The sequence below is a fragment of the Staphylococcus sp. URHA0057 genome, from assembly GCF_000620265.1.
Taxonomy (GTDB): Bacteria; Bacillota; Bacilli; order Staphylococcales; family Staphylococcaceae; genus Staphylococcus; species Staphylococcus pasteuri.
This window is the reverse complement of sequence record NZ_KK211096.1, coordinates 334,833-347,661: the sequence shown is the minus strand read 5'-3', so window position 1 is coordinate 347,661 and position 12,829 is coordinate 334,833. Positions and strand designations below refer to the sequence as shown.

General features: G+C 27.7%; 17 protein-coding genes. 9 read left to right on the top strand and 8 right to left on the bottom strand.

Annotation, left to right across the window (positions count from 1 at the left end):
* A partial coding sequence (locus N524_RS0111330) for an IS3 family transposase (protein WP_029056558.1) occupies positions 1 to 251 on the top strand: 251 nt, incomplete at its 5' end.
* Between the two features lie 66 nt (positions 252 to 317).
* Here N524_RS0111330 and N524_RS0111325 read toward each other — a convergent pair.
* The gene (locus tag N524_RS0111325) at positions 318 to 551 is read right to left on the bottom strand and encodes a hypothetical protein (protein ID WP_017637826.1); all 234 of its coding nucleotides are present in this window, start codon (positions 549 to 551) and stop codon (positions 318 to 320) included.
* A gap of 234 nt (positions 552 to 785) precedes the next feature.
* Here N524_RS0111325 and N524_RS0111320 point away from each other — a divergent pair, with 234 nt between their 5' ends.
* From N524_RS0111320 to N524_RS0111300, 5 genes are all read left to right on the top strand, one after another.
* Positions 786 to 1,535 carry a poly-gamma-glutamate hydrolase family protein gene (locus N524_RS0111320; RefSeq protein WP_029056557.1) on the top strand — a complete coding sequence of 250 codons (750 nt, stop codon included), beginning with the start codon at positions 786 to 788 and terminating at the stop codon, positions 1,533 to 1,535.
* A gap of 88 nt (positions 1,536 to 1,623) precedes the next feature.
* Positions 1,624 to 1,908, top strand: coding sequence for a hypothetical protein (locus N524_RS0111315; RefSeq protein ID WP_029056556.1), 285 nt, complete (start codon positions 1,624 to 1,626; stop codon positions 1,906 to 1,908).
* 76 nt (positions 1,909 to 1,984) lie between these two features.
* Positions 1,985 to 2,200 carry a hypothetical protein gene (locus tag N524_RS0111310; protein ID WP_017637829.1) on the top strand — a complete coding sequence of 72 codons (216 nt, stop codon included), beginning with the start codon at positions 1,985 to 1,987 and terminating at the stop codon, positions 2,198 to 2,200.
* A gap of 482 nt (positions 2,201 to 2,682) precedes the next feature.
* On the top strand, positions 2,683 to 2,916 hold the full coding sequence (locus N524_RS0111305; protein ID WP_017637830.1) for a hypothetical protein: 234 nt from the start codon (positions 2,683 to 2,685) through the stop codon (positions 2,914 to 2,916).
* Positions 2,917 to 3,137: 221 nt separating this feature from the next.
* Positions 3,138 to 3,371 (top strand): hypothetical protein, encoded by a 234-nt coding sequence (locus N524_RS0111300; protein WP_029056555.1) that lies wholly within the window; start codon positions 3,138 to 3,140, stop codon positions 3,369 to 3,371.
* Positions 3,372 to 3,589: 218 nt separating this feature from the next.
* Here the strand turns inward: N524_RS0111300 and N524_RS0111295 are convergent, their stop codons facing one another.
* From N524_RS0111295 to N524_RS0111280, 4 genes are all read right to left on the bottom strand, one after another.
* On the bottom strand, positions 3,590 to 3,790 hold the full coding sequence (locus N524_RS0111295; protein WP_002450876.1) for a cold-shock protein: 201 nt from the start codon (positions 3,788 to 3,790) through the stop codon (positions 3,590 to 3,592).
* 271 nt (positions 3,791 to 4,061) lie between these two features.
* On the bottom strand, positions 4,062 to 4,814 hold the full coding sequence (locus N524_RS0111290) for an amidohydrolase family protein (RefSeq protein WP_017637832.1): 753 nt from the start codon (positions 4,812 to 4,814) through the stop codon (positions 4,062 to 4,064).
* 118 nt (positions 4,815 to 4,932) lie between these two features.
* A complete protein-coding gene (locus N524_RS0111285) occupies positions 4,933 to 6,297 on the bottom strand; it encodes an MFS transporter (RefSeq protein WP_029056554.1) in 1,365 nt (454 codons plus the stop codon).
* 20 nt (positions 6,298 to 6,317) lie between these two features.
* On the bottom strand, positions 6,318 to 6,875 hold the full coding sequence (locus N524_RS0111280) for a cysteine hydrolase family protein (protein ID WP_029056553.1): 558 nt from the start codon (positions 6,873 to 6,875) through the stop codon (positions 6,318 to 6,320).
* A gap of 326 nt (positions 6,876 to 7,201) precedes the next feature.
* On the opposite strand from N524_RS0111280, the gene N524_RS0111275 reads away from it, so the two are divergent.
* Positions 7,202 to 8,242, top strand: a complete 1,041-nt coding sequence (locus N524_RS0111275; protein ID WP_029056552.1) for a DUF4352 domain-containing protein — start codon at positions 7,202 to 7,204, stop codon at positions 8,240 to 8,242.
* A 107-nt stretch (positions 8,243 to 8,349) separates the two neighbouring features.
* Here the strand turns inward: N524_RS0111275 and N524_RS0111270 are convergent, their stop codons facing one another.
* Entirely contained in the window at positions 8,350 to 9,579 is a 1,230-nt protein-coding gene (locus N524_RS0111270; RefSeq protein ID WP_029056551.1) for a Fic family protein, read from the bottom strand.
* Positions 9,580 to 9,929: 350 nt separating this feature from the next.
* Here N524_RS0111270 and N524_RS0111265 point away from each other — a divergent pair, with 350 nt between their 5' ends.
* Positions 9,930 to 10,769 (top strand): DegV family protein, encoded by an 840-nt coding sequence (locus N524_RS0111265; RefSeq protein WP_029056550.1) that lies wholly within the window; start codon positions 9,930 to 9,932, stop codon positions 10,767 to 10,769.
* A 341-nt stretch (positions 10,770 to 11,110) separates the two neighbouring features.
* Here the strand turns inward: N524_RS0111265 and N524_RS0111255 are convergent, their stop codons facing one another.
* Positions 11,111 to 11,548, bottom strand: a complete 438-nt coding sequence (locus N524_RS0111255; protein WP_029056549.1) for a GNAT family N-acetyltransferase — start codon at positions 11,546 to 11,548, stop codon at positions 11,111 to 11,113.
* A 19-nt stretch (positions 11,549 to 11,567) separates the two neighbouring features.
* Positions 11,568 to 11,738: a VraH family peptide resistance protein gene (locus tag N524_RS13515; RefSeq protein ID WP_029056548.1), complete on the bottom strand. Its 171-nt coding sequence runs from the start codon at positions 11,736 to 11,738 to the stop codon at positions 11,568 to 11,570.
* A 446-nt stretch (positions 11,739 to 12,184) separates the two neighbouring features.
* Between N524_RS13515 and N524_RS0111240 the strand changes: the two genes are divergently transcribed.
* Positions 12,185 to 12,778, top strand: coding sequence for a hypothetical protein (locus N524_RS0111240; RefSeq protein WP_029056546.1), 594 nt, complete (start codon positions 12,185 to 12,187; stop codon positions 12,776 to 12,778).
* Positions 12,779 to 12,829 lie beyond the last annotated feature (51 nt).

Below are 12,829 nucleotides of genomic sequence, written 5' to 3'. Positions count from 1 at the left end.
CATTAAAAGAACATGATGTATTTCAAAGTATGTCTAGAAAAGGAAATTGCCTAGATAATGCCTCAATGGAAAACTTCTTTGGGTTATTAAAACAAGAAATGTATTATGGACAATCATTTGAAACATTCCAAGAATTAGAACAATCTATTCATAAATATATCAATTTTTATAACAATACAAGAATTAAAGCAAAATTAAAAGGCTTGTCTCCTAAGCAATATAGGAAACAAACCTTTAAAATAGTATACTAAACCAGAGTACAACTTTTGGGGTTCAGTACAATTTAATATGAATAGTAAGGCGTTTTTTAAATTTAATTATACTTCTTTAAAATAATTGATGTACTGATCGTTCTTATCTAATAGATCAAGGTAACTAATCGCATTAAACGGAATGATTCTTGTGCTATTTTTCATAGGATAAATAATAACTTCGTGTTCATAATCAACATGGATATCACTTTCTAAAATAATACGTTTATTCCCAAAAATTACCCCTACTGCTTTAAAACCATCGTCATTTAAATATTTTCTTAATAATTCTTTATCCATATCATCACATCCCTTTAATTACATTTTACCAAAGTAATGTTAAGGAATTGTTAATTTGTAATATTTAAAGTGATTTTCTACTTTTTATTTATACTCATCTTTTCAATCTAACCAAAACTTTTCATTTATTACTTATAATATTTTAAATTAATATACTAAATAAAAGGGAAATGCTTGTTGATAGTATTAATAAATTGATATGATTTATAGATAAAAAAACTTTTAGGAGAATATATGAAAAAGCATACAAGTCTGTATACAAAATTATATTATTTTTCAATTCTATTAATTGTTATCGCCATCATCATTGTGGCTTTAATTTTTTATAATATAAGAAAAAATATGAATCATTCAAATGACCGATATAATAATTTTCAAGAACTTAAAACAAATACCAAAGAAAATAAAGATTGGCGTGTTATTACAAAAAATCGTAATCACCATGATATTTTAGTAACAGCAATTCATGGCGGAGGTATTGAACCTGGCACGACTGAACTTGCTCGCCGTATTTCAAATATTGGAAAATATGATTTTTACACTTTTGAAGGTTTACGCTCCAAAAACAATGATCAACTTCACATTACATCTACCAATTACGATGAACCAAAGTTGCGTAATATGCTTAAAACAACGAAAAAAACTATTTCAATTCATGGTTTTTCAGGTGATGATCCTATTGTCTTTGTCGGAGGTAAAGATAAAAAAATGTCAAAATCAATTGCTAAATCGCTACGTCGAAAAGGCTTTTCCGTTAAAGAAAGCCCAACAGAAATTGATGCTAAATCATCAAAAAACTTTGTTAATGATAACGAAAGCGACTCAGGGGTGCAGTTGGAACTAACTACGCGATTGAGAAAACAATTTTTTAAAGGACGCCAATTTAATCAAAAAATCCGCTCAAATCCAGATAATTATACGAAAACATTCTATAAATTTGCTAAAGCTGTACAAGAAGGTGTGAAAAATACTCAAAAGTCATAGTTTTGTCAGTAATTACTCTAATAAATTGTTTTGCAATTTAAAAATAAAGGGTAATACATATGTAATGTGAATTAGGGAGGAAAGTAAGATGGACGAATTAACTAAAGAACAAAAATATACCGTTGCTAAATTTTACAAATTATATATGGAAAGATCTAATGAAGGTCAATCAGAACAAGAAGCGAATGATTTCAAAGATTCTGTTACTACACAAGATGACTATTTTTGTGATCGTGAGTACGATGACTTTTTAGAAAATTTGAAAGTACTGATTAATAATGATTATATTAACGGTGATATTGAAGATGACAAAGTTAATCATATTAAATTAACTACTAAAGCATTTACAGAAATTGAAAAAAGCTTTGGTTAGAAATGATGAGCAATACCTTAAAACATTCCCCTTATATAGGCATGAATGTATTTAGCGCTTGGGAGGATTATTAATTATGGAAGATTGGAAAATCAATAATCATTCAAATCGTCACTTTGCTATACAACGTAATGCTAATGAAATTTCAATAGTTGAACCACAAAACAATGGAAGTTTTAAAATACTAGCTGAACTAGACATTCAAAATAATAATTCAGAAGTATTCGATGATGATTTATATATTTCTTTTGATGCAAATAATAAAGAATTAAATATCTTTGATAGATTATAACTTTTCAAAACCTTATGCTACTATAGATTGTCATTTAAAATACTTGATATAGCGAATTATAAAGTATTTCAGCATTAAATGTTTTAAACTATTATATTTTTCATAACCAAAATTCTTGTTTATTTATTTTTCTTTCAACTATAAAAATAATTTAACTTAAACTTTAATTTTCATTTGCTAATTATCAATATAATAAAGTGGTAAAAAACTTAACTTTGTGGTACTCTGAATTTGTTAAACTTTGTGAGTGTTTAACATTACTTCTTGTTAGCGTCAACTTAACTTTAATTTTCGTCATTATTAAAGTTAATGTTGGCGCTTTTTTAATATCCCCTCTTTTTACTTTTAACTACTTTTCTTTTTAAATTACTTTTACTTATTAATATTAATAAAAATATTCACAATTTTTAAAAAGAAATAGATGTAAAATAACATTTATATGTAGTAAACTTAAGATAATGACATATCTTAGGAGAGATAGAATGAAAAAAGTATTTTGGTTGATCTTATCTAGCTTTTTAGTTTTAGGTGCTTGTAGTCATAGTAGTGACGATTCAAAACAAAATGACAGTAAATCAACGCAAAAAGATTCTAAGAGTAATGACAATAAAACTGTCAAAAAAGTAAAAAATAGTGCTAAAAAGAAAGACAATCCTAAGTCACAAGATGACAAAGGAAATAAAGAACGTGTTGACGGCGACAAAGCCAATAAGTAATAAATAATGATTAACAGCTTAGATGTTTCTTACATTTAAGCTGTTTTTTCAAACAGTTAAGCAATGTTCAACAAAATTTCGCTCAATTATATTAAACTCTATTTAATATCAAATTTGCAAACTGATAGATAGACAATTGATATTTTGCGTTAACCATGTTGCAACATCTTATTGATAACATTTTTATTTATATACATATCAAATGAAAGGATGTGTGAAACATGAAAAACACAAAATTTAATGAAGAAGAATTAGAAACAATCAAACAATTTTATAATTCAAGAAGACGTTCTGTTTGTTGTTCAAACCCAAAACTAACATTCTTAGAAGATATCGTTCATATTCCAACAGCTGGAAATGAAACAAACGATCTTGAAGGTTTTGCTACTGTTTGTGAGAACTGTGGTCAAACTAAAGTGTTTAATTTAAATGTAATGCAAAACGCAAAATTTTAGTATCAATGTCTATTAGACAGTATTAATTTTTGATAGATTTATGTTTTATATACTATATATTATATTGATATTGCACTTACGGATTCATATTGAATCTGTAAGTGCTTTTTTTATGTATAAAATATTTAGAAATCTGTTTCTTATCTATCTCATTTATCAAAATAAACTAAATTTAAGCATAAAAAAAAGCAACCATTAAGGTTGCTTTGAAAATGTTATTACATTTTTACGACATTAGCTGCTTGTTCTCCACGATCGCCTTCAACGATGTCGAATTCAACTTTTTGTCCTTCTTCTAATGATTTGTATCCTTCTTCAGCGATTGCTGAGAAATGTACGAATACGTCGCTTCCATCTTCTCTTTCGATGAAACCAAAACCTTTTTCTGAATTAAACCATTTAACTGTACCGTTATTCATATCGAATACCTCCGCGTGCTTTTGCACATAATATTTGTAACAAATCCATAAATCAAAGGGAGAATATTCTTAATAATAACTCGCAATTAACTTCACGTACTTGATTACTTAAATACTACTATACGCTATATTTGAGAAAAGTAAACCCTTTTAGCCAAATTCTTTCAAATTTATTATAATTAACAAAATAAAATTTTCAACTTTTATTGAAATCACCTTTAAAATATCTATTAAATGTAATTATCATAAAAATATACATTATAAATATAGATTAATTGTCTTGAATCCTATACCAATTCATAGCATTTTTATAAAATATCTTTTCACATTCTGTCTCATCAAAATGTTGTTCTATTATTTTAATATCGTCTTTAGTAAATCTTTGAGGCGCTCTTGTAGATGGTAAGTCAGTACCAAACATCAAAGCATTAGGATTTAGTTGATATATTTCTTTCAATGTTTTTGCAATATCTAAATTGCCTCTACTAAACCCTGTAGCTTTAACTCGAACATTTCTATCTACTAATTCTAATAAATCAGATAATCCTTCTTGCGATAAACCTAAATGATCAATAGATACTGCAGGTAATTTTTTAATTGTAGTTGAGATTTCAGGTAAATTTTTCGAATCTATATATAATTCAGTATGCCATCCAACTACTTCATATACTCTTTTAGCCAAATATTCTAGTTTAGATAAATCTTCAGAACCACCACGTTTTACATTGAACCTTAAACCTCTGACGCCACAGTTATTCAACATTATTAATTCATCATCTTTTACAGTATAAGGAAGTTGTGTAACACCTACAAACTTACCATCTAATTTGTCTAGAGCATCAATTAAATAGTTTTGATCATATCCTTGAAATGACCCAGACACAATCGCACCACCTAATATATCTAATTCTTTTACATCTTTTTGATAATCCTCAATACCGTATGATGGTGGTAAGTAACCATTATTTTCTTTTATTTCAAAATCATAGTTGATAATATGCAAATGCGAATCAAACATTTTCATATCAATGTCCCCTTTGTTTAATGATTATTGTTATAAATATTTTCAAATTCATTTTAACTTTTTCTAATGTTAATACCAATATGCAATAGATATAATGTTTTTTTAACATAACTATTGGTTACTTTTCTGATAAAGTTTTACCACCTGTCATTGTTAGCAATAAAATAGCAATAGCTATAATTGTTGCTGCAAAACCAAGTTCATGCACTGCTGTAGTTAAATCAGAACCTTTAAATAATATTCCAATCAGTGTTGAAGAAACAATTGCACCTAAATATCCTGCAGTTCTTAATAAACCAGAAGACATTCCTATCATTGATTTTGGAGTTTGATGATATAGCGCATTTTGATTTGCAAGATTTAATAATCCTTGTGGCAATCCAAATATGGCTGATAAGACGATTAAATAATAAATTGATGTGTCACTTGAAATCATTTGAAATCCTATCATTGTGATTAAAGCACCAATTGTTCCAATATATAACTTAGTTCTTATATTTAATCGTGGGCCCATTAACTGAGCAGAAAAGATACCCACAATAAACTGTGGTAACATCATCATTCCTGAATGCATGGGTGATAAACCTTTCACCTCTTCTAACCACTGCACATAACCATATAGCACACTGTAAGAAATAAGCATTGATAAAAAAGTACGTAGATACGTATTATTCATCGATATATTATGACTCAAAATTTTCAAATCTATAAATGGTTTAGCCGATTTTAATTCATAAAAAATAAATGCGATTAAACTTATAAACCCAATTAAAAATAAATACCAATATGATGGTTTGGCTTCTATAAAGAAAATCATCCAAGAACTTAAACTTATCGAGAATAATATAATTCCTACAAAATCAACTCGTTGTTTTAATAACTGTAATTTATCTTTAGTGGCTGTCTTAGGAAAATATAAATAACCAAAAGTAAATGCCAAGATAGACATTGGTAAATTAACTATAAAAATGGATTGCCACCCACCACTAGCGACTAAAATCCCTCCTAAAGTCGGCCCAATAACTGCAATAACTTGATTGCTAATAGATAGAATTGTCAATATTTTACTCGGACTGTCTTCACCTGTACGTTCAGCTTCATAATTAATTAAATACATTGCTGAAGGGTATCCGGCACATGTCCCAATACCTATTAAAAATCTGGCTAAAATTAATCCATAAAACGATGGTGTCACTAACGCAATCATACTAGCCAATCCAACTAAACTCGTAGCAAATAAAAATAATCCTCTTGGACCAAAAATATCAATTAACTTTCCTATTACCGGTTGACCGATACTTGTAGCCAAATATAAAGACGACACAAGCCAAGCAGTTTGATAAAAAGGCACACCAAATGCTTGAGCAATTGGGACAAGCGCTACAGCCAACATTGAAGAATTAATTGGATTTAAAATCGAACCTAAAATCATAGGCGTATATAATTTTTTATTAAAAGTATTGCTAATAGCTTTTTTCGACATAAATGTCACCCTTGACTATTCTATTGTTTTTGCCAATCTGCAATTGTTAATACATCTCCATATCTAGTTAAAATGTGATTTGTTAAAAATTCGTGCGTCTCAGAGGATCTATCAGCCATTGCATCTTGTAAAAATGTTAATTTAAAATCTTTATCAAATGCCTCTACTCCTGTTGATAGTACAACGCCGCTTGTGGCTATACCTGATAAAACTAAGTGATCAATTTGTAAACTTCTTAACAATACTTCTAAATTACTCCCAGTAAATGCGCTAATTCGTTGTTTAGTAACTAATAAGTCATCATCATCCATATGAAGCTCATCTATGATTTGAGTCGATTTATCCTTAACTGTCATTGGTTGTCCACTTTCTTTGATTCTACTAAACATCTTGTTATTAGATGAAATTTCCATAAAATTTTTCGAAAAAGCAACTCTTACAAAGATAATGGGTAGTTCCATTTGTCTAGCTGTAGTAATTGCTGCATTTGTTTTATCAATTAAATCTTTTGTATCAGATAATGAGCTAATAATCCCATTTTGCATATCCATTACTAATAACGCTTTATTATCATTCATATTTATACCTACTTCCAATTTAGTTTTTTACATTCAAAAATCGTACCACATCAAGGTTCTTATTCATAATGATTGGTTTATCAATACTTCATTGGATAAAGTTTACAATTTTTATTTAATAATCTTTAACCGCAAGAATAAAGTTAAAATCATGCTAAACTATATTTTATTTTGAATTTTTAGTTGTATGACAATTTGTTTTGAAAATAACTTTTATAAATTTCATTTTAATTATCATTATTGATAACATAATATGATTACTCATTAGCCTGGCACCACAGTATTATTAATATATATGTAAATTACATTTAAAGGAGATATGTTTAATGGAAGAAAACTTTAATGAGGAACAACAAAGGAAACAATGGGAGCAATTTCAAGAATTTCAAAGACAACAAGCCAAACAAGAACAAGCAAAATCTAATCAATCTAATACTAAGAAATGGTGGCTTTGGGGCTGTAGCGGCTGTTTAGTGTTTTTTATCTTATTTATTATTGGCATTATAGGCCTATCCATGATTTTTAATGGTGGTATCAAAGATAATTTCAAAAGTTATTCTAATGGTACTAAAAACTATAAAATCGGAGATACGATCAAAAATGGAGATTTAGAAGTAAAAGTTAAATCTGTTGAAAATACAACATCAGTTGGCCCGTCTATCGCACCTACAAATGCTAAAGACACTTATGTCGTAGCAGACGTTTCTGTAAAAAATAAAGGCAACAAATCATTAACTATCGACACCCAAATGTTTAAACTTAAATCTGGTAATAAATCATTTGATGCCGATGCTACTGGATCTCTATCTGCTAACCAAAGTGATGATGGCAGTGTTACAAACTCATTCTTTTTAGAACAAATTAATCCCGATAGTACTGCAGAAGGAAAAATTGTATTCGATGTTTCTGAAAAAGTAGCAAATACTAAAGATAAAAAATTAGAAATTACATCAAGCTTGTTTAGCGTAAAAAGTATTACTGTAGATTTATCTGATGCTAAAACTTCTAATAAAGATGATGACGAATCAGATAGTGATGATAGTGAATCCTCTACTGACACAAGTTCAAGTGGTTCAACAACACCATCTAATAATGAAAGTACATCTTCTTCAAGTTCAAATGCATCAAATAATTCGAGCCATAGTACTAATAGTAATGGTAATAGTAGTTCAAGTAACAATTCTAGCAATGATTCACAAGCTGAAAAAGCAGACAAATCACCAACTACTACACCAAAAGAAAGTGAACCACAAGAAACGAAGCCAGAAGTAACTAACAATGATAATGCCGCTAAACCAGCTGAAAGTACATCATCAAGTAGCACATCTTCAAATTCATCAAGTGATAGCAGTAATGCAGAAAAATAGAAATTAGATATATATAAAGAAGGAAAGTTTAATATCCGCTTTCCTTCTTTTTTTATTTATATAATCTCATTTTTTAGTTGCTCTTAATAACTTACAAATAAAATTATTTATAACTTCATCAAATCACTTATAAATTCATCTTTAACTTCATATACTGTTGGTCTTTGCTTAACTTTATGTAATTTATCTTCATGTTTCTTGATAATACTATCTAATTTCTTTCGTCCAAAGGGCAAGAATTCAACTAATTCTCGAAGACTAATTCTTGTATATTCATTACCAAATACTTTATCTTGGAGCAATATAAACAACACATTTTTTTCATGCTCTTTCAAGTTTAAATTCTCTAGTCTTCCATACAACGTTTCAATCATCGCAATATTTTCTTTAAATTGTTCAATTGCAGTTTTTTGACCCTCAATGATTAAATCCAACATGACATCTATAAAGTAAGTCATTTCTCCTTTATTAAGAAAATGAGAAGTACTAGCAAATGCTTTATCGTATTTATTTTTATTTCTATTCACAGCATAAGAAAAAGTTAATGCAGTAACATGTTCTAAATTATCTTTCAAAAGTTTTGCTATAATATAACGTCCTAATCTTCCATTACCATCATAAAAAGGATGTAAATACTCAAACATAAAATGACTAGCTACTATTTTCAGAAGTATTGGTGCTTCATAGTGACTAATAAAATTTAACATTTTATTTAAAAAATCAACAATTTCATATTCAGAATACTCATTTCTATGTACCCATTTTTCTTTAGAAGTATCACGAACGCCTACACCTTGTTTTCTAAACATTAAACCATCTGGTAAATCTTCATCTGCTATTTCGTTAGATAACAATAAATCATAAGCCTTTCTAAAATCAGATATTTCATTTAATGTAAAATCTTCATCACTAAGTAATAAACTATATTGATAAACTAATCCGCTAAATCTTTTATTACTTTTTAAGTTATTATTATTTAACGCATCTGCTAATTCTTTTTTAGTACTCCTTACATTTTCTTTTTCATTTGTACTTTGCATTTCGTTAATTAGTAACTTTTTTAGATATGATGTTGTAGCGACTATTGGTTGGCTGTTAATCAATTTATTAATTTCACTTGAATTGATCAATATTTTTTCCGCTTTAATAATTATGGTTTTAGTTGGACAAAAAAATAAAGGGAACATCATACTTTTAATTTGTATCTGCTTTCTAATTGGATTTATTTCAATATCTGTGACATAAGTCGTGAAATTATTTAATCGTTGTTGGTACTCTTTTTCAAAGTTTTGTTCATCACTCATGTGAAAAATTGTTTTTAACGTTTTATAAGCCATCTATAAAATCACCTCTTATTCTCCTTTTCTTCCATTTTGGCGTTTAAGCATATTTAATATGAATTATTATACTATAAAATTATTAAATTAAGGAATTAAAAATAGACCTAATATTTTAGTGTTAATGCTTCTTATTATTACATAATTCAAAATAACTAATGATACTATATCTTTGATGTGATGCAGAAATATTTTATTGAATGTATTAGTGATATAGTGATACAAATAATTTATAGTTTATTTTAAATAATGACCATTGCGTTTTGCTTAATTTAATTGACTATAATATAACTTTTAGGGTACATAGTATAATAATTAAATAAATTTTGCATTTTTAAGGGGGAGATCATTTGAATAAAATTGCATTTATTACTGATAGTTCATCTGGTATCGGTTTACATGAGTATTCAGATGTCTACGTAGTACCTATGGGAACAAGAATTAATAATAAAGATTATACAGATATGGTTGATATCAACTCACAAGAATTTTTTGAATTATTAAAGCAATATGAAAATGGAGCAACTACATTTCAACCTACACCACAATCATTTATAGATACTTATCAAAAAGTCATCGATGATGGTTATACTCACGTTATATCTATTCATGCAACGAGTGCATTAACTGGAGCGTGTGAACAATCAAAATCTGTAAGTCGTGATTTTGATATTGAATCAACTATTATAGATTCTATGACTGGAGATTACCCGCTCCGAAGAATGGTTGAAGAAGGTATCAAAGCCAAAAATAATAATGAAAGTTATCAAGCCATTATTGATAAAGTGAACGATTTACAAAACGCTTCCACTTTAATTTTTTATCCTAAAAATTTAAATCAAGTTAAAAATAGTGGTCGTTTAAGTCGTTCAAAAGCACTTATTGCGGGAATTCTCAATATACAAATTATTATTGAATTTCAAAAAGGAAAAATTGTATTAGCCGATAAATTACGTACTAAAAAGAAAGCCTTTCATTATTTAATTAATAAGCTAAAAGATGAAATTACAAGAGATAATCCATCAAAAGTTGGTGTTTCATACACAGGAGAACATGAAACTGCTGATTCAATTATCAATTTTTTAAAAGAGAAATTTCCAAATAAAATTATAGAAAAAAATCCACTTATAAATGTTGGAGCAGTTCATACAGGATATGGCACAGTTGCAATAGGATGGATCAATGTATAAAATTTAAAGACACTCTAATAAAGGGTGTCTTTTTATGTGTTGAGGCATATCTGTGATAACAATAACTAAAAGCCCATGACCACGAGGGTTGCAGGCTTACAATGCAGAAAAATGAATTCCAATAAAATATTTATGATTATCTTTTACAATAACTTTTATAACAAAACGTATATACTGTATTGCATAATGTATCCAATTAGATGTTAATTATCGTTCTTTTTCTTAAATAATTTCTTAACATCATCAAATAATGAACTACTACCTAACCAATTTGAAACAGTTTCCATTGTAAAATTTATGATCTTACCTAATAATTCCATATGTTCGTCCTCCATACATATTTAATTAGATAACTTAAGATGTAAAATAGGATAATCTCTTCCTTGTCCATCCTGTTCAGATTCATCATATTTTATAAATCCATTCTTCTTATAAAATTGAATAGCATTTTCATTATCTTTGTTCACATCAACGAATTGTATTTTCTTGTCTTTAATAAGCGTCTGTACAATTTGTGTACCATAACCTTTATTAAAATATTGAGGGTCTATAAATAACATTTCTAAATTTTGATCATTCGTTCCCGAAAAACCTATCAATTCAATGTCATCCCACCACAAATATCCTTCTACATATTTAAAGTAAGTTGGAATTTCATGTTTTAATGCTATTCTATCTTCATCTTTAAGAAAATCATGTGTTTCTATTACTGATCTTTCCCAAATTTCTAAAGCCTTGTCATAATCTTTTTCATTTAATTTAGTTTTCTTTAATATCATAATATTCTCCTAAGTTAACTCAATCAAAATCATCAGCCATTAAAAATAAATATGCAATAACACCGATAGGAACTCCTAATATGGGTGTAGTAAATATACTTCCTAAAAATATGAATAAAGCTAAAAATATTATATCTTCAATATTCCACTTTTTGTTTAATAAATAGTTCCATATTTGTTTTAAGATCATATGATATAGTCCTTTCAAAAAATTCTATTACAGAATAACAAAAGCTATGACTAATAAAATGATAGAGATAATTAACGTTATAGTTCCTATAGGTGAATACTTATTTACCATTTTTTCGTATTCATGATCCGAGGCATTTATTTTCTTCAAATTTCTTATTTTAATCAAAAGGTAAAACGTTTCAAATAACGAAATAATCAGTAATATAGATAGTAAAATAGTCATATAATTCTCCTTTTTCACCTACTATACATATATCATATTTTAATGTTTTGTAAACATAACCACTAAGTTTAAAAGCAATCATTTTTTAATATACTTTTAATTATAGGTATATTTTTTACAATAACAAAACATTATAGCTAACAATAATTTTTAGTTAATATTAATAATTAAAATTTAAATGTATTATTAAATTAAATTGTATATTAAGGAGCCAAATCGAAATGAAATTCAAATTATTAGGAACGGCAATATTATCATCAGCGTTAGTTTTAACTGCATGTGGTCAAAGTGAAGACCATTCTAAAAAGGACGATAACAAAAAATCTGAAAGTAAATCAGATAAAAAATCAAACGATCCAAAGAAAAATAAAGATAAAAAGTCAGATGATAATAAAAAGAAAGACAACAACAAAGATAAGAAGCAATCAAGTGACGATAATCAACAAAATGAGCAGTCTAATGAACAAAATAACGAACAACAAACACAACAAAATAATACACAGAACAATTCAAATCAAAACAACCAACAAGCTCAACAGTCTCAACAAACCCAACAACAACCTGCTCAAAATCAACAAGCAAATTCTCAACAGAAAAATAATCAACAGCCAAACAATAACAACTCTACTCAAGCTCAATCTCAAAATAAGTATATGAACTTGCCAAATCAAGAATGGAGAAATAATACTGGAGGCGGATTATCTTCAGGAGAAATTCAAACACGCAATGAAATTTTAAAAGGTACATATGAAGGTGAAGATGCCCAACAAAAACTTGATGCAATAAATTATTACGAAAAGAAATATGGCAATTAATTTTTACAGGTAATACACATTTTTCTATTTGTTTTAATTATCATAAAAAAC

Bases quoted from the DNA above. Each gene is read 5' to 3' on its own strand.
- N524_RS0111325 (WP_017637826.1), bottom strand. From the start codon at position 551: ATGGATAAAGAATTATTAAGAAAATATTTAAATGACGATGGTTTTAAA.
- N524_RS0111320 (WP_029056557.1), top strand. From the start codon at position 786: ATGAAAAAGCATACAAGTCTGTATACAAAATTATATTATTTTTCAATT.
- N524_RS0111315 (WP_029056556.1), top strand. From the start codon at position 1,624: ATGGACGAATTAACTAAAGAACAAAAATATACCGTTGCTAAATTTTAC.
- N524_RS0111310 (WP_017637829.1), top strand. From the start codon at position 1,985: ATGGAAGATTGGAAAATCAATAATCATTCAAATCGTCACTTTGCTATA.
- N524_RS0111305 (WP_017637830.1), top strand. From the start codon at position 2,683: ATGAAAAAAGTATTTTGGTTGATCTTATCTAGCTTTTTAGTTTTAGGT.
- N524_RS0111300 (WP_029056555.1), top strand. From the start codon at position 3,138: ATGAAAAACACAAAATTTAATGAAGAAGAATTAGAAACAATCAAACAA.
- N524_RS0111295 (WP_002450876.1), bottom strand. From the start codon at position 3,790: ATGAATAACGGTACAGTTAAATGGTTTAATTCAGAAAAAGGTTTTGGT.
- N524_RS0111290 (WP_017637832.1), bottom strand. From the start codon at position 4,814: ATGAAAATGTTTGATTCGCATTTGCATATTATCAACTATGATTTTGAA.
- N524_RS0111285 (WP_029056554.1), bottom strand. From the start codon at position 6,297: ATGTCGAAAAAAGCTATTAGCAATACTTTTAATAAAAAATTATATACG.
- N524_RS0111280 (WP_029056553.1), bottom strand. From the start codon at position 6,875: ATGAATGATAATAAAGCGTTATTAGTAATGGATATGCAAAATGGGATT.
- N524_RS0111275 (WP_029056552.1), top strand. From the start codon at position 7,202: ATGGAAGAAAACTTTAATGAGGAACAACAAAGGAAACAATGGGAGCAA.
- N524_RS0111270 (WP_029056551.1), bottom strand. From the start codon at position 9,579: ATGGCTTATAAAACGTTAAAAACAATTTTTCACATGAGTGATGAACAA.
- N524_RS0111255 (WP_029056549.1), bottom strand. From the start codon at position 11,548: ATGATATTAAAGAAAACTAAATTAAATGAAAAAGATTATGACAAGGCT.
- N524_RS13515 (WP_029056548.1), bottom strand. From the start codon at position 11,738: ATGATCTTAAAACAAATATGGAACTATTTATTAAACAAAAAGTGGAAT.
- N524_RS0111240 (WP_029056546.1), top strand. From the start codon at position 12,185: ATGAAATTCAAATTATTAGGAACGGCAATATTATCATCAGCGTTAGTT.